Annotated in this window: 17 protein-coding genes; 3 read left to right on the top strand and 14 right to left on the bottom strand. The window is 50.2% G+C overall.

Going from position 1 to position 16,756, the window contains the following annotated elements:
• The first annotated feature begins 320 nt into the window (after positions 1-320).
• Complete coding sequence (locus ACFSB2_RS25075) at positions 321-1,259, top strand: phosphotransferase family protein (protein ID WP_377945875.1); 939 nt, start codon at positions 321-323, stop codon at positions 1,257-1,259.
• 189 nt (positions 1,260-1,448) lie between these two features.
• Here the strand turns inward: ACFSB2_RS25075 and pstA are convergent, their stop codons facing one another.
• The 6 genes from pstA to pstB all read right to left on the bottom strand — a co-directional run bounded on the left by pstA (position 1,449) and on the right by pstB (position 6,786).
• Complete coding sequence (gene pstA / locus ACFSB2_RS25070; RefSeq protein WP_377945873.1) at positions 1,449-2,303, bottom strand: phosphate ABC transporter permease PstA; 855 nt, start codon at positions 2,301-2,303, stop codon at positions 1,449-1,451.
• Positions 2,300-3,310, bottom strand: a complete 1,011-nt coding sequence (gene pstC / locus ACFSB2_RS25065) for a phosphate ABC transporter permease subunit PstC (RefSeq protein WP_377945872.1) — start codon at positions 3,308-3,310, stop codon at positions 2,300-2,302. Before pstC ends, pstA begins: the two co-directional genes overlap by 4 nt.
• Before the next feature lie 36 nt (positions 3,311-3,346).
• Positions 3,347-4,462, bottom strand: a complete 1,116-nt coding sequence (gene pstS, locus ACFSB2_RS25060; RefSeq protein WP_377945871.1) for a phosphate ABC transporter substrate-binding protein PstS — start codon at positions 4,460-4,462, stop codon at positions 3,347-3,349.
• Positions 4,463-4,621: 159 nt separating this feature from the next.
• Positions 4,622-5,365, bottom strand: coding sequence for a response regulator transcription factor (locus ACFSB2_RS25055; protein WP_377945870.1), 744 nt, complete (start codon positions 5,363-5,365; stop codon positions 4,622-4,624).
• Positions 5,365-6,021 carry a phosphate signaling complex protein PhoU gene (gene phoU / locus ACFSB2_RS25050; RefSeq protein WP_377945869.1) on the bottom strand — a complete coding sequence of 219 codons (657 nt, stop codon included), beginning with the start codon at positions 6,019-6,021 and terminating at the stop codon, positions 5,365-5,367. Before phoU ends, ACFSB2_RS25055 begins: the two co-directional genes overlap by 1 nt.
• A gap of 15 nt (positions 6,022-6,036) precedes the next feature.
• Entirely contained in the window at positions 6,037-6,786 is a 750-nt protein-coding gene (pstB, locus tag ACFSB2_RS25045) for a phosphate ABC transporter ATP-binding protein PstB (RefSeq protein WP_377945867.1), read from the bottom strand.
• Positions 6,787-7,056: 270 nt separating this feature from the next.
• Here pstB and ACFSB2_RS25040 point away from each other — a divergent pair, with 270 nt between their 5' ends.
• The gene (locus ACFSB2_RS25040; protein WP_377945866.1) at positions 7,057-7,329 is read left to right on the top strand and encodes a hypothetical protein; all 273 of its coding nucleotides are present in this window, start codon (positions 7,057-7,059) and stop codon (positions 7,327-7,329) included.
• Here ACFSB2_RS25040 and gpmA read toward each other — a convergent pair.
• From gpmA to ACFSB2_RS25005, 7 genes are all read right to left on the bottom strand, one after another.
• A complete protein-coding gene (gene gpmA / locus ACFSB2_RS25035; RefSeq protein WP_377945865.1) occupies positions 7,308-8,006 on the bottom strand; it encodes a 2,3-diphosphoglycerate-dependent phosphoglycerate mutase in 699 nt (232 codons plus the stop codon). The genes ACFSB2_RS25040 and gpmA overlap by 22 nt on opposite strands.
• 132 nt (positions 8,007-8,138) lie before the next feature.
• Positions 8,139-10,769 carry a rifamycin-inactivating phosphotransferase gene (gene rph / locus ACFSB2_RS25030; RefSeq protein WP_377945863.1) on the bottom strand — a complete coding sequence of 877 codons (2,631 nt, stop codon included), beginning with the start codon at positions 10,767-10,769 and terminating at the stop codon, positions 8,139-8,141.
• A 131-nt stretch (positions 10,770-10,900) separates the two neighbouring features.
• Positions 10,901-11,473, bottom strand: coding sequence for a TetR/AcrR family transcriptional regulator (locus ACFSB2_RS25025; protein WP_377945862.1), 573 nt, complete (start codon positions 11,471-11,473; stop codon positions 10,901-10,903).
• A 133-nt stretch (positions 11,474-11,606) separates the two neighbouring features.
• Complete coding sequence (locus ACFSB2_RS25020; protein WP_377945861.1) at positions 11,607-12,272, bottom strand: HAD family hydrolase; 666 nt, start codon at positions 12,270-12,272, stop codon at positions 11,607-11,609.
• A 185-nt stretch (positions 12,273-12,457) separates the two neighbouring features.
• A complete protein-coding gene (locus ACFSB2_RS25015) occupies positions 12,458-13,114 on the bottom strand; it encodes a succinylglutamate desuccinylase/aspartoacylase family protein (protein ID WP_377945860.1) in 657 nt (218 codons plus the stop codon).
• Positions 13,115-13,274: 160 nt separating this feature from the next.
• On the bottom strand, positions 13,275-13,718 hold the full coding sequence (locus ACFSB2_RS25010; RefSeq protein WP_377945859.1) for a GNAT family N-acetyltransferase: 444 nt from the start codon (positions 13,716-13,718) through the stop codon (positions 13,275-13,277).
• Positions 13,719-13,913: 195 nt separating this feature from the next.
• A complete protein-coding gene (locus ACFSB2_RS25005; protein ID WP_377945858.1) occupies positions 13,914-14,624 on the bottom strand; it encodes a GntR family transcriptional regulator in 711 nt (236 codons plus the stop codon).
• A gap of 216 nt (positions 14,625-14,840) precedes the next feature.
• On the opposite strand from ACFSB2_RS25005, the gene ACFSB2_RS25000 reads away from it, so the two are divergent.
• On the top strand, positions 14,841-15,278 hold the full coding sequence (locus ACFSB2_RS25000; RefSeq protein WP_377945857.1) for a GNAT family N-acetyltransferase: 438 nt from the start codon (positions 14,841-14,843) through the stop codon (positions 15,276-15,278).
• Between the two features lie 263 nt (positions 15,279-15,541).
• On the opposite strand, the gene ACFSB2_RS24995 is transcribed toward ACFSB2_RS25000, so the two are convergent.
• A complete protein-coding gene (locus tag ACFSB2_RS24995) occupies positions 15,542-16,756 on the bottom strand; it encodes a hypothetical protein (protein ID WP_377945856.1) in 1,215 nt (404 codons plus the stop codon).

The following is a 16,756-nucleotide window of genomic DNA, read 5'->3' as shown; positions in this document are numbered from 1 at the left end:
AAAGAATGGATGAAAATCGAGCACACCGTAGATTTCTGCATCTGGAACGAGATAAGGAAACAGAAGACATGGTGTTCATCTCGATCCCGACTAAAGCCAAGCTAGCTCAGCATCGATGTGAAAACGCACTGTAGTGAGGACGAAAAATATCGATACTTCAAGCTAAAGGATAACAAATTCCGAATAAACAGTCTAGTGTTTTCCTCACTTCTTTCGTACGATGCAAGTGCGTATCGCGATGCGACAAACATGCACTTTTTGCCGGCAAAAGTGCAACGGCCAGCTCACCAGCTCGTGAGCGCCGTTAAAGGAGCATAAACATGTCCATGCAATCTCCAGCATCTTGGCACTCTGTTGCAGATGCGCTGCCCATGCTACGCGACGTCGTCTCATGGCAACCGATTCGCGAATGGTCGCTATCAAGTGTCCACCGTATCACTTTGCAATCTGGCCAAACAGCCATCGCCAAGCGCTCCTCCAACTCCCTCAAAGGGGAACTGGCCTTCTACCAGTCCGTCCTATCGCCACTTGGCGTAGAACATCCACAAATGTACGCTGGTACGCAGACAGATACTCACTACTTCGTACTGATGGAGGATCTTGGAGAGGAAACGCTGGAACAGCAGCCATCGCCGCAGCATTTTATCGCCGCAGCGGGCAAACTTGCACAAATCCACGCTGCCGCAACACGCGGTATTCGTGAGTACAAAATCACGAATGAAACTTGGGAAAAACATTATCAAGCAGGGCAAGCGTTCACACGCGATGCAACATTTCTTACGCGATATACAGGGCTGTCGCACAGTGATCGATCACTGTTGCAGGATGTCGCCAACTTGCTTCCTAGCGAGTTGGAATCACTGTACAGCGAATGTCCAGTGACGCTTGTGCACTGCGACTATTACGCAAAAAATCTGATCATCTGCGGTGATGACATCCGTGTCATTGACTGGACCAATGCCTATTTCAGCCCGCACCTCGGCGACGTGTATGGGTTGTGTCGCGAAGGCAGCAACGCGGGCATCGCGAAGAATGACATTGTCACTGCCTACTGTAGATCTGTAGGAGACACACTTGGCAACAAGGATACCCTGCCATGGCGCATCTATCTGGGGGGCGTATGTTGGTCTGTCCAGGCAATTCGCTGGGTCCTAACGCAAGGTGTCCACTTCATTCCAGGTTCCGAAGCTTGGATTCCTGATATGATACAGGATTTGCAAAGCGCACTGGCAGATTTACGCGAATGTGCACGCACGTAACGCTACACTGCTTCCATCCATTGTCGTGCTCAACCACGCAAGACCTATCATCGAGTAGAAAATCATCCTCATAAAGCTGTGATCGTCACATGCATCAATGAAAACCAGCCAATCACAAGGCGCCTGGTTCATTGATGCATGTGCCAGTTCCATCTATGTCTGTAAGCGTTCTGCACAAATCACCTTTGCCTATCGCTTCCCCAACATTGCCGAGCGATTGACGACAAGGCGAACGAGGAGATGCACGAACAGAATGATAACCAAAAGTACAAACGCGGCGCTGTACGCCAGCGCATGTGCTGCCGGATACGGTTGGTCGATGTAGTCCCAAATCACATACGTCAAGTATCCGACCTGATGCCCCGTCAACTGCCATGATGGATTTAACGAAGACCACCCTGCCGTGTACAACAGCGGCGCAGTTTCACCCATGCCAATGGCGACAGCCAGCAGCACACCTGTGGCAATGCCGCCTGCGGCAGGTCGCCAGATGACGCGGGAAATCGCCTGATATTTTGTCATGCCAAGCGCCCATGCCCCTTCACGCTGGGCAATCTGAACCTGCGCTAAACTCGATTCCGTCGTGCGCAGAATGTAAGGCAACATGATGACGGTCAAGGCGATGCCGCCAGCTAGCGCCGAAAAGCCCCAGCCCCAGCGCAGCACCATCAAAAGATAGGCAAAATAGCCGATCACAATCGACGGCACGCCAGATAGCACTTCACTAAAGAAGCGAATGACATTTGCCGTTCTGCGATGGGCGAACTCCGCAACATACACGCCGCCGAGGATACCCAACGGCGCAGCGATGACCGTGGAGATGACAACCAACTCAAACGTGCCTAAGATTGCATTTTGCAGCCCGCCAGCTATCCCCTGTGTGACTGTGGTCAACATGCTCCAGCGGAACGAAATGAGCCCTTTGAGCAGAACCGTCCCGACCAAATCAAAGAGGGCAAACAATACGAGCGCTGTCGCCAACCAAGCCACTGACCAGCCGATGTAAGCCCGCCATTTTCTGCGTTTTCTACGTGCGGTAATCACGCTTTCACCCCCACAGCGGATCGACCCCGACCGCGTTTTCGACGGATGAGCAGCCGCGCCAGAAGATTGGTGACGAGTGTCAACACCATGAGCACAAGCGCAAGTTCGGCAATCGCGTGAATGGCCATGTGCGATGCGTCCGTCTGCGCGCTGTCCAACTGGTCAGCGATGACCGCAGCCATCGTGGAGATGGGACTATAGATGTTGTGGGGCAGATAGTTGATGGCGCTGCCGCTCACCATCAGGACAGCCATGGTTTCACCCAATGCCCGCCCCCAGCCAAGTGCTATGCCGCCAATCAGCCCATCCTTGACATAAGGCAGACAGATGAGACGCACGACTTCCCAACTCGTCATGCCCAAACCGATGCCCCCCTCTTGATATAGAGTAGGGACCTGTTGCAACAGATCTCGAGCAGTTGCCGTGATGATGGGAATGACCATCAGCGCCAGCACAAGTCCACTTGTCAAAAGGCCCATGCCGGATCCGACCGGTCCCTTGAAAAAGGGAATGATGCCGCCCAATACGGTTAAGAAGGGGCCAAACGAGTGCGCAACCCACGGAACCAACACCATGATGCCCCACAGGCCAATCACCACGCTCGGAATCCCTGCGAGCAACTCCACGACGATGGAGAGCACGGTTTTTATCACGCCTCGAACTTTGTACGCTAAAATGATCGCCGTGAAAATCGAGATCGGAATCGCAATAATGAGTGCAATGATGGAGGCAGCCAATGTGCCGACAATAAAAGGAAGCGCCCCGTACGTAGCACCGACTGGCGCTGATACGCCATTGTGCGTCACCATTGCCCCGTACGTGTTGCCGATATTCCAGTTGATGGTCGTGATAAAATGCCATCCCATCAACCGGATGCTCGGAATCGATTGGACGAGAATAATCAAGGCCACCGCCAGCAAGAATAAGACGGGGCTACTGGCGCATACGCCAGTAGCCACACGAAATATCTTGTCTGCCATCTTGGAGCCATTACCTATCTTGCGCACAAAACATCAGCTCCTGTAGATTGCATCTGCATTGAATCAGCTGCCAATTTTGTCAATCTGAACTTGATTCTTCGCTTCAACGCTGGCCGGCAATGGCAAGAAGTGAACCGGAGTCAGATATTTGCTGCTGTTGCCGCCGCTTGAACTGCTTGCCCACTTCAAGAACTTCTTCATCGCGCTTGCCATGTCGCTGGGTTGCTTCGTGTTGATAATTGCATATTCAAAATTAATGATTGGATAGGAGTTCGCTCCCGGCGAATCCACCAACGAAATGCGCTCGTCGTCGGGCACTTGATTGACCATGGCGTTCGCCGCTGCCTTGATGTTCGCCGAAGTCGGGAGCAGGAAATTCCCTGACTTACTTTCCAACGCCGCGTATCCTAGGCCCTCTTGGGAGCCGGTGTCCAACCAACTGATGCCCACATAGCCGATGCTGTATTTGTTTTGGGACAGCGCCTGAACGACGCCATCGTTTCCTTGCGCGCCAATCCCGCCTGACACAGACGGCCAAGACGGTGTTGTGCTATATGAGACACTGTTTTTCCATGCCGAATTCGTGTCAGAAAGATATTGCGTGAAGAGAAAACTATCGCCGCTGCCGTCAGAGCGATGAACCGGGATAATTTGTTCGTGCGGCAGTTTTACACCTTTGTTGAGGCTTGTAATGGCCGGATCGTCCCAGTATTTAATTTGGCCCGTATAGATTTTTGCAAGCACATCTCCACTCAAGTCTAGGTGTTGCTTGATGCCTGGCAGGTTATACATGATTTGTTGCGCCGAAATGGCAAGTGGAATGTTGACCATCGACGGACTCTGCTGCATTTGAGCATCCGCCATATACGCATCGGAGGCGCCAATCTGAACTGTTCCCGCGATGGCTTGCGAAATGCCAGCGCCGCTCCCGGTGGACGCCGCAGTGATTTTGACGTTTGGCGCAACTGATTTATAAGCGCTGATCCACTGGCCGTTAAACAAAGGATAGAGCAGGGATGAGCCCGTTTCATTGATTGTCAGGGAAGTTGACTTCGCGCTACCTGTCGTGTTTTGAGGTGTAGTATTACTTGTACCATTTGCGGCTGTACCGCAACCAGAGGCGATAAGCACCGTTGAAACCGTAATTGCTGCAGCACTGACCCATTTTACTTTTGACATGTATACTCACGTCCTCCTTGCCCACTAGGGCATCTGTCTCTCACTCACCCAGGCAGAATATATCAACCTGACATGAATTCCGCGTTAAGCTAACGTGAAGGGTTTGTAAATTTATTGTGTGATTTTATAAATAGACTTGTGAGATACATCACTGACATTTCAATGTTTCACTGCGCCATCTGCAAAGCGATAGCCAACGCCGCGCACAGTGAGCAGATATGCAGGTTCCTTCGAATTCTCCTCAATTTTTTCGCGAAGATGAGAGATATGGGCATCCACCACACGCGTATCTGGCGTTTCAACATATCCCCAGACCTGTTCCAAAAGTTGATCACGCGTCAAAACCCTGTCGCGATTGCGGATGAAATAATACAACAGCTCGAATTCCTTCGGCGTGAGTTCAATCGGCTCTCCGCGAACCGTCACTTCATATCGACTCAAACTGAGCCAGATGTCGCCGACCGTGATCGGCGCATCTGCTTGATTCGCCTGTGGTGGGTTTGCTTCTGTCAGAGCTTCCACGCGGCGCAACACGGCCCGCGCCCGTGCAACTAACTCCCTAGGACTGAACGGTTTCGTCACATAGTCATCCGCGCCAAGCTCTAGCCCAAGGATGCGATCCACTTCTTCTTCGCGCGCCGTCAGCAAGATAATTGGAATTTTGATATTCTCCCGACGCAAGCGCTTGCAAACTTCGAGCCCATCCAATCCCGGCAACATCACATCCAAAATGACGATGTGAAACAAGCTGGGATCTGCCGTAATCCGCGCATATGCCTCCTGACCATCCCCCACGACGTTCGTCAAAAACCCTGCACGCTGAAAGTTGAATTCGACCAGCTTTTGAATCGACTCTTCATCATCGACGATCAGTACAGTCGGCTTTTGTGACGTCCAATCCATCAATTGAGGTCAGACCTTTCGCCAGAGACGATGTAAATGACGCTCTCCCCGATGTTCGTGGCGTGATCGCCAATCCGCTCCAGGTGATGGCCAACGAAAGCAAGTGACACCGCTTGCGTAATCACTTCCGGTTTTTCAGAACCAAGCGCAAATAGCTCCTCCACGACTTTGCGGTAGGAGTGGTCGATCTCGTCATCTTGCTCTGCCAATTTTTGCGCCAAGGTGATATTTCCCTCCACAAACGCATTGAGGGCGTCGGATACCATTTGATGACACACATCAGCCATTCTGGGTATATCGATCAACGGTTTGATCAACCGCTGGCCCTGCAAGCGAATGGCTGTTTTGGCAATATCGACAGCGAGATCAGCCATGCGCTCCAAGTCGGATGCAATCCGCATCGCCGCAATGATCCGCCGCAGGTCCGTCGCAACTGGTTGCTGTGTCGCGATCAAACGGATGCACAAATCTTCGATATCGTGTTCTTGCTGGTTCACGGCACGGTCGCCGTCGACCACTGCTTGGGCTTTGATAGCATCGAGCGATTTCAAGGCACGAATGGCCTCCAGTAAAGCCTTTTGCATGTCTCCACCCATGTGGAGCAGTTTCTGCCTTAATTCACGCAAGGCAATATCATAAGCTTGTCGGCTTTGCACGCGTATCCCTCCGTATCAAAATCGCCCTGTAATGTAGTCCTCTGTGCGTTTATCGGACGGTGTAGTAAAAATTTTCGTAGTATCGCCAGATTCGATCAGTTCGCCATTCAAGAAGAAAACTGTTTTGTCGGCAACGCGCGCAGCTTGTTGCATATTGTGCGTGACGATGATGATGGTATAGGAGGATTTCAGCGTCTCCACCAGTTCCTCCACGCGCAGTGTCGCGCCAGGATCCAACGCGGAAGTCGGTTCATCCATCAGCAACACCTCAGGTTCAATCGCCAACGCGCGGGCAATGCACAATCGCTGCTGCTGGCCGCCGGATAACGCGGTCGCCGGTTCACGGAGGCGATCCTTGACCTCATCCCACAGCGCCGCCATCCTTAGACTCGACTCCACGCGCTCCATCAGCGATGACTTGTTTCGCAACCCGCCCAGTTTGAGCCCAAGGGCCACGTTGTCGTAGATGGACATCGTCGGAAACGGATTCGCTTTTTGAAACACCATGCCAATCACCCGGCGAACATCGACCGGGTCCATCTCAAACAAATTACCGTCGCCAAGTCTGATTGTCCCTGCGCTCTTTCCCTGTGGAACGGTCTCATGCAACCGATTCAAGCAGCGAATGAACGTCGACTTGCCGCAACCAGACGGCCCAATGATGGCTGTCGACTGATTGGCCTCCAAATCTATCGTGATTCCTTTCAGCGTTAATTGTTCCCCATACCAAGCACGCAGGTTGTCTACAGAAATCGATTTGCCCATTTTGACACATGACACCCCGTTCGACATATGAAATGCCCATTTTAGATTGCGCCCAGCAATATATCCGTGACTGGACGCCTTATTTCTGATTGGCTTATCTGCTTTACGGCGTCCATCATACCGGAGAGATGTAAAAGGAATGTCAATGGTCTGTAAAGAATCGGTGAAGATTTTGTATGGTTGAATGGAAATCGGATGAGATTGTGAGAATGGGATCAGTTTCAGAAGTTTGGTTGGTTTACTAGAGGGAGCTGAACTAGATGTGCGCTGTTGGTTCACGGTGAAGGCGTGTGGTTTGGCAACAGTGGACGTAAGATGGGACGCCCACTGTTTATTTTGCAGGCGTCATTTGAGTGGAAGATCCGCGATTTTCCGGACTTTGATTGGACGGCGCGTATGCCACTCCAGACCTGCGGCCATCGTGGAACACGAGACGGGTTCTATATCGTCTTCGGTGATTGGCTCGTCAATCACGTACAAAGTCCCATCCTCCATTCCATCGTGCCCAACTTCACCTTCAGTCATCTTTCTTCTATAAAATAATGCCGAACTGGGCTTAAATCTTCGTCGTTCAATTCATATACCAATGGCAATCCCGTGGGAATATTTAAGTCGACAACCGCTTCATCTGACAAATCATCGAGATACTTCACAAGTGCCCTGATGGTGTTTCCATGCGCTGCGATGATAACTTTTTTATCTGAGTGGATTGCTGGGGCAATGGTTTGATGCCAGTACTTCAAAGCGCGTTGTTCAGTGTCCATCAGGTTTTCTGTCAGTGGCACTTCACTTTCACGCAAAGCGCTGTATTTTGGGTCTGTCCCGGCATATCTTGGATCACGCTTATCCAACGCGGGCGGCCTCACATCTACTGACCTGCGCCACATGTGCACCTGAGCTTCCCCATATTTATCCGCCGTCTCAGCTTTGTTCAATCCCTGTAGCGCGCCATAGTGCCGCTCATTGAGCATCCATGTCTTGTGGGCAGGAATCCACATCAAATCCATCTCAGAAAGGATGATCCACAAAGTGCGGATTGCTCTTTTCAGAACAGACGTATAGGCAACGTCGAACGTATAACCGTGATGGACCAATATTTTGCCCGCCCGTCTGGCTTCCACAAGTCCATTGTCAGACAAGTCGACATCGCTCCAGCCAGTAAAGCGATTTTCCAGGTTCCACACACTTTCACCGTGACGCACCAGCACAATTTTCCGCACGTTGTTGCCCCCTATTCTCATGCCGCGTGCTTTTGACATATTTTATCACGGATTTCACCAAGCAGATTCTCTCAGATACAAATGTCTCTTTTAAAATACGTATTCGATCTCTATGACAGTCCATCTCCTATGTTAATCGTTCGCAGCTTCCTGCAAAATCTGCACATAACCCTGCGTACCATCCACCCGAATGTATGCGCCATCTTTGATGGTTTTCGTGGCGCCGCCAATCCCCACCACCGCCGGAATGCCATACTCGCGTGCGACGACGGCTCCATGGGTCATCTGGCCACCGACCTCCATCACCAACCCCTTAGCCGAGTGAAACAACGTCGTCCACCCAGGGTCCGTAAAGGGCGCAATCATGATTTCACCCGGATTGAGTTCAGCCGTCTCTGGCTGCAACACCACCTTTGCGTACCCTTCCACAACCCCAGCAGACACAGGCGTACCGGTGAGCGCCCCCGCTGGCGCCTTCACACCGCGACGTCGGCCGTGAATGACCTCCCCGTCACTGGTCATCACCCGCTGCGGTGTAAGTTTTTGCTGATACACATACTGTGTTTTTCGTTCTTTTATCCGTTCGAGAACATCCCCCGTAAAATGACCAGCTAACAGTGCGCCAAGTTCATCCAGCGTCAGATAGAACACATCTGATGCTTGGTCTAAAACACCGTTTGTGACAAGCTGGTGGGCCTCCGCCACAATCGCTTGTTTGTAAATGCCCATATGCTGAATCAGCAAGTATTTATGGTGCTCGCGCAGCCCACCCAAGTTGCGATAGACGTTTAACATCCGAGACATCATCCTCGCCTTGAAAGCGCCCTTTTGCGCGCGAATTTTCGCGATGATCTCCTTTGCCGCAGCCTCTGCCGCGCTTGCGCCTTGCGCGAAATTCGCCCGATGCTCACCCAAACCGACTGTGCGCATGTGACTCATGATTGCGGGTACCAACGCCGTGGGCGTCTCTCGCCAGCGCGGACGCGTGATGTCGATTTCTCCCGGACAGCGCATGCCATACCGCTGCATAAAGCGTTCAAATGCCTGACGAAATACATCCCCGCCGGGAATGGCGTCCAGTCCAGCGGCAAAATCGGCATCGTTCGCCGTTTGCAGATACTGAACCACGCTGGGATGTTGCCGGGCAATATCCGCCAGATCCCCAAGCAGCAATCCCATTTCACTCGTGACATTCCCAGGCAGTGAGCGATTGAGCAAGTGCATTTGTTGCGCGTCCCCCAACCACTTCTCCATCCATTTTTCGATCACTCTTGAAGCCATGATTCCTGTGACCATATAAGGAACGATTTTTGGCAAAACGCGCGGCACCAAGGCGCTGATTTCTGCCTGGATGGCGCGAATGCGCCCAGCGCCAGATTCCGCTGATATATGTTTTCTACACTGCTGCAGGGAATGCTCCATCCGCTCGGCTACGCTATTTATCCCTTTGGCGGGATCGACAAAAAATAAATTTTTGAGCAGAATGGAGAGCACTGGTAATGCAATCGGCGCCATTTTCCGCAGCGGAAGGCGCTTTGTCGGGAAATGGATGTCGTCGCGCAACGATACTTCGCGCAAGGCATCCGCGATTTGCTCATCCATTTGTTTGAGAATCTGCGGTACTTTTTTGCGGGTGATCGGGATGGAGAGGAGTCCGGTCACATCGACAAATAGTCTGCCACCCGCTTCATGCGCAAAGTTGCGGAATGGACACTGCAAAACAGATAGCCCCATCGGCTTCATCGCATCGGTCATCATTTGGATGTGACCGATGGAAACCATGACATGCAGTTGATCATCTGCAAACGATGGGACGGGATACAACGAAGTGATGGGGCGGCTTTGCACAATGTAAAACTGCCCATCGGCAAAACACCACTCGATGTCTTGCTCGGTTCCATAGTGCCGCTCAATCTTGCGCCCGAGTTGCGCCAACTGGGTGATGCGCTTGTCTGGCAGCGCCTGCTGCTCTTGCATTTCCGGCGAAAGGTCTTTCGTCAGCGTGCCGCCGTCTTTTTGCGCGTAAATGGCGATTTCTTTCTTGGATATCTTCTTCTGTACGATTTGACCGTCCCGCACATGATACAAATCTGCCGACACAAGCCCCGACACCAGAGCTTCGCCCAAGCCAAAACTGGCGTCGATGGCCGTCACTTTCCGATTCCCGGAAATCGGATCGGCCGTAAACATGATCCCCGCGACCTCTGGGAAAACCATTTCTTGCACCACCACAGACAAGTGCACTTGGCGATGCTGAAATCCATTTTTCGCACGGTAAGCAATCGCCCGGTCAGTGAAGAGCGACGCCCAACAGCGCCGAATGGCGTCAAGAAGCTGCGCCTCCCCTTGCACATTTAGGTAGGTTTCCTGTTGGCCAGCAAAGGAAGCGTTCGGCAGATCTTCCGCAGTCGCACTGGAGCGAACAGCATAGGCTTTTTGCACACCCGTGTGCTGCCATGCCGCCAAAATCGTCTTTTCGATCTCGCTTGGCACAGGCATTTGCTCCAAACGCGCCCGAATTTGTTGTCCTATCAAGCGGATTTCATCCAAACGGTCCGCATCGATGTCATCGAGCTGATCCAAAAAATCGTTCATCTTGGTACTGGTCTGGACGAATATCTGGTATGCCGCCGTGGTTACGCAAAATCCTTGGGGCACTGGAAATCCGGCCTGGGTCATCTCTCCCAGATTTGCCCCTTTCCCACCGACGTAGGGCAATGATTTTTTGTCAATTTCGTTGAAATACAAAACGAATTTCTCCACGTTTCCATCCGTCCTTCCTGATACCAAAGAAACTTAATTGTACTTTTTGGTTTCCATACAATATGTGAATGCTCGCAGTTCAAGAACTGACAAACCTGCTCCGTTTTTCAAAAGAAAACCGCGCTGCTGCTTCAATCTGTACGTCGCTTCGCTATGCCAGAAACAAAGATGTCGATGAGCGCGTCAAGGGCTTCATGAATAGAGAAGCCATGCCGCGCAAGTGAATCCGGCCTGATGAGCGATTGAACCGTCTCCAGGAAAACCACAGTCGCCAAACGGGCATCGATTTCCGTCGCCAAGCCCAACTGCTGTGCAGCTCGGATGGCATGCTCAATTTGCATGATTTTATGCACGCGAAATTCCTGTACTCGTTGCCATACATCCGGTAAAAGTTTTTGTATGTCTTCCAAAAATATGGGATTCAAGTGGACAATTTCGCCTTTCACTTGCGTCAAAGTCGAACGAAGGGCAGCAATGGGATCATCCCCCGGTTCCATCTGTTCGAACCTATCTGCTATGCGCCCCATGACCGATTCCATCACAGCTGCTGCAATTTCCTCTTTGCCAGAGAACGATTGATAAATCGTTTTCTTGCTCATCCCCAACTTCTCGGCCAAATCACTGATGGTGACGCTCTTGTATCCTCGCGTGTTGAACAGCTCATCGGCAGCTTGCAAAATGCGGATTTGATTCGAATCGTCCATAAGTCCCCCCGGTGAACGCAGCTCTTGGCGGTTTTGAAACCAAAGAAACCAAAAGTGTATTTACAGTTTCCATCCTACATCCCCATTGTCAGGACGTCAAGACAGCCGCGATTCGGACATATTCATACCGGTTTCACAAAGCACCTTTGCTCGCTGTCATGGTTGAATCCCCCAAAAGGAAATCCAGAACATCATCCGGTTTCCGCGCACAACACGCTGGGTTTACAGCGCGCAAACGGGCCATGTCACCCTCTCCCCACAGCGCTGCGATGCTCTGCATGCCCGCTGCCCGAGCGGCCTCCATGTCGGATGGCTGATCCCCAATGTACACACAGTCCCGCGCCGTTACGCCCAATCGGGTCACAGCGAGTAATAGCGGATCAGGGTATGGTTTGTGCATATCAGTGTCTTGTTGACCAACGACCGTGTCAAACAATGCCTCCATGCCGTTTAGCACTAACTCACGAACGATCTTTTCTCGTCGCTTCGAAGATACGATTCCCTGTCGGTATCCAAGTCGCTTGAGCTCCTGCAAGACCGTATGAACACCTTCATAGCTGACAATTTCCTCGACGTGCGCATCATAATGTTTTGATCCGGCATCCAAAACCTGTTGCCCGAGTTCATCTCCAAACCACGCTCGGTAGACAAGCCTCACTGGCCGCCCAACCAAGCGCGCAAACTCATCTGCCGTCGGCGCCCGACCGAGGATCTCCAAAAATCCATGTCGAGTGCCATCCTTGGCCAATCCCTCACTATCCAGGATGGTGCCATCCAAATCCCACAGCACAGTTCTCATTTGACAGTCTCCTTTATATGCGCCTGATTCTGCTTCATTTGCTTCAATATCGTAGAGAAATGTCTGTCGTGGAGATCCGCTTTGAAATACATACATGCTGTATATCAAGAAAATTCTGTATTTACTTCATCGTTTGTGAAAACTATCATTAAGTATACGGAAAATTTTTGGTAAGTGAAATGAGGCTAGATAAGCCCAATTTCCCGGAGCAAAGCGCGCACAATCCGGACCTGGTATTGGACGCGAACTGCGCGAGGTTGTTGCATGGAGGTTTCGACAGTTATCGCACGACAACCGAGTACAGCGCCTGCAGCCGTGCGAAAAGAGCCGTATAGTTTGCCTTGTTTCACGGCAAATTTCCGCGTTCCCTTCGTGATCGACTGGTTTAATCCAGCTACAACCTGCTTTGCCGTATAAACCGTTGCTTGATTTGGATAGGCGATAAGCGTCTGCCCAAGTTTCGAACGGTCCAACCGATAAAACCCGTTGGCCTCATGGAGATCGATACACCATTCAGGTTGGTATCGACGGGCTAAGGCGAATAAATGGCGAGAGATGCGGTGCTTGGCTTTATCGCTGGATCGTCGTGGAAATGTCCGATTTAAATCTGGTTTTCCACGCTCCCTCCGGCGATACGCTCGAATGTTAACTGTAGGGATAACGATGAGTGTACCTTGGTTCAATTGGATGTTCCTAAGCCGTTCAGCGGCCTGAACGCCTGCGATTTCTGTCCCGTGAATTCCAGCAGTAACCAGCACGACTGGGCCTTCTCTGCTGGCTCTGATCACGTAATATGAAGTTTCTGGTTCGTCTACAAGGAGATGCCGAGTTATCCTTTGCAATTGCCTCACCCCATACAATGAGTCATGCTTTAATCTACACAGAGGAGGGCATAAACGCATCGGCCAATTGACATCGCCTAATGAAATCAATACACATCAAATTGGAAATATGCAGAAACTAAACAACAAACCTCTGAATGACTTCATTTTGGAAGGTTTCTTATAAGCGCTTCTCCAGAATGATTTTTGGTTCTCCTCTTTCATCCGTGTACGTCCCGACCACATCGAAATCATGACGTATGTTCAAAATGAGCATATCGCGCCACTTGTTTTTCGTCTGGGTGCGTATCACCGTATACCCCTGACTTTTGCACCACACATGCTGCCTCCGCATCAATTCTGAAGCAATTCCTCTGCCTCGAAAGGCCGAATCCACACCGCCAAGCCAACTGTAAAAACGACGTTTGCGATCCTGATAGCCAATTTTGTAGCCTACAACACGATCGTCATCGCTCGCGACAAGGATGAGAAACTGCGCTCGTGCAGACAGTTCATCCTGGATGGTATTAGAATTATCGGTTGTGAAGATGCTGTCGTGAAGTGCGCACATGCTTTTATACCAAGAAGATTCTGTATTCAGATTCGTGAAGGCGCGAAATTCCAAGTGGTATTCCTCCTGCGCTATCTAGCGTTTTCTATATAGGATTTCAGCGACACGTAAGTGAAAACCCTTTCCTTCGCTGCTAGAAAGGAGGTGATTTTCCCATCGATTCCGAAACAGCATTACCGTATCTTTAACCTATCTCCAAAATCATGTTTAGGTATATTTAAAATACAGCTACCAGCATAATCATCTGTTTCATGATAAAAACTGGTCTTCATCTACATTCAAAGCAGCAATCATTTCGTTTCGGTGTATTAGAACAAATTTAACGATATTCGTGATTTCTTTTGCTGTTAATTGCATCCAGGTCTCACCGTATGAATGGTAGAACCATTTATCAGCAACTTTCTTGATCTCCGCCCTAACGACCTCATCAGGGTGATCAACATGATTGATAAATGCGAGTGTTGGATGACCATCCGCATCATGTTTTGCATATTTCTCAAAGTTCATCAGGAACAACTGGGCATCTCGTTTATTTTGTATATTCATTTTCTCAACCCCATCCTTTATACTTTGTGGAATTGATGGTTCAGTAGAGAAAGTTTGATTCACACTGTTTTTAAAAGCATATTCGAGTTCCTCAACGGACACGCCCATATCCTTCATTTCATGCACGAATGAATTTACCTTTTCTAGTAAGCGTCCTCTAGCGAACTGCTTTACCCAATTTTCGTCCTCTGTAACAAATGTCCCCAACCCACGTCTAGTTTCAATGATTGATAGTTGTTCAAGCTGTGTATAAACACGCTGAATGGTATCAGGACTAACTTTAAATATCACCGCTGCATCACGGATTGAAGGGAGTTTTTCACCTGGTTTAAATTTACCGCTGGCGATCCGGCGGCACAGCTCCTGAAGTATTTGGTTGTAGATGGGCTGGATCGAATTATATTCATAACTCATCATATTCCTCCGAAGCAGTGTACTGGTGATATAGTACACCTGAACACTGAGAAGTTCAATTGCTTATTTCAGTTCTTGGAACGATGCCCGCATTTATCGTCACATGCAGCGAAATGGCCTATCATCAGAAATATGTTGAAGAAATAAATGACATTGTGGTTGATGCTCTTTGAACTGCATGAGTTCAACCATGCGTGCGATTTGGGAGATGACTGGATGACTCCACATATTCGAAATTTCGTGTTTGATGATATTGACGATGTAGTCGATTTGATGGCGCAATTGGGATACCCCACGTCAGCTGAGGTTATGCAAAACCGAATGAAGATTTTGACGTCTTTGCCTGATTACCGCACATTCATCGCGGAGTTGGATGGTAAAGCAGTGGGATTGATTGGTGTTTGTAAGCGTGTCCTATACGAAAGTGACGATGTTCCTGTTCAAATCGCTGCATTGGTCACACACTCGCAATATAGAGGTGCTGGAATCGGAAGGGCACTTGTTCAGGCTGCTGAGAAATGGGCTTTGGAAGCAGGTGCTCATAGTCTCTTTTTAACGAGTGGGATCAAACCAGAACGCACTAAGGCTCACGAATTCTACCAAAACCTTGGTTTTGATATAACAAGATACCGATTTGTAAAAAAGTTAGAATAATTACTTTGTTTGTCCATATGGCAACACATGAACACCGCATTACAGCGTCAAATATTTCTGATGTCTCCTGCACTATCGGAGACGATTCATGATTCTAATTTCAGCGAGAAATGAGATGGAATTGGTGAAAGCAGTTTTGTTTGATTTAATGGCAAGAATACCACATGAGAGAGGTTTGAAGATATAAGAATTTGAAATACAAGGCATAACTGCACACAAGTGCAGAGGGCAGGAATTTTCCTGCCCAATCGTCACAGAGCCTCTTAGTTTTCTGTGGGCCTGTTTGGTTGTTTCTCTGGCGTAAAGTGGAGGGTAATAAAGCGCGCGCGGTTGTTGTTGACGTTATTTAAGATGTCGTTACCATCGAAACTGTTGACATTATAGGAGATTACCAACTGATTAGGAGCGCTGATCTCCGGGTGGGCAGCGACGTTGTAGATATAGATGTTGCCACCTGCCTCAGGTGCGTTGTAAATGCCGCCAAGTTGAGTGAAAGGGCCGGTAGGTGACGGTGCTGTGTACACGTAGATCTCAGAACCTAGGTTGCTGTCCGTCGTCGTAAGGACATATTGGCCGTTTAGTTCCGTGACCCCGTAGGAACTGCCGACATCGCCGAGCAGCCGGGCCGAAGCGTTCGGATCTGATGACCAACCAGTGCCGGTGTAAAACTGCCAAGTGCCGAGTAGATTTCCAGCGCGAACACGCGCTAGGTGCATATATTTGTTCATGCTGACACCTTCTGTGCCATAGATGTAGATCCACGGGCCCACTCTGAGGAGTTGCGTGCCCCAACTGATGTTGTCCTGGCTGTAGGTTGGCGTAATGCGTTCAACCTGGAAGTTAGAAAGGGATAGTTTAGCAATATCCATGCCGATCTGGCCAAAGTTGAAGGGAGGCGGACCGTCGGTCTGTCCTATTTTGGCCTCGAAGACGTAGAGACTATTTCCGTCGACGATGCCATCCGTATTCCAGTACCAGTCAGAAGTATCAGTCGGTGTTGCGAGCGACTGTGGTTCTGCATGCGTCCCTCCGGTAATTGTCGTAAGCAGGCGTCGGCTGCCATGGTTGGCAAGAACGAGTGAGTTGTGGATGAACCCCCAACCCGAAGCCAAGCTTTCATCTTGATTCACTGGTCCGAGGAATGTGTCGTTGAACAACCACGCAACTTCTCCGTTCGGCAAAGGCACCGAGTATGTTCCGTCTGCGGCAGCCCAACCGTGATCGTTCGACCATCCCCCTCCAGTGTCACCGAAATTTCGCCATTTCTGTGTCAGCGCATTGTCGACAGATACGCCTTGAATCGAAAGCGGCGTAGAGGTCGGTTGTACCGGCTTCGTCTGAATCTGCTGATTCGTTGCCGGGGTATCGCCTTTGGTATCTGCGAATGCTGTGGACGGTGCAAACACCAAAACCGATGTGGGGATGGACAACACGCCAATCGGTAAGCCGTATGCACGTAACCGATGTCGACTGATCAT

The sequence above is a fragment of the Alicyclobacillus fodiniaquatilis genome, from assembly GCF_042678105.1.
GTDB classification, from domain to species: Bacteria; Bacillota; Bacilli; order Alicyclobacillales; family Alicyclobacillaceae; genus Alicyclobacillus; species Alicyclobacillus fodiniaquatilis.
Note: the sequence above shows the minus strand (reverse complement) of the source record. Positions and strands in the feature narration are given on the sequence as shown.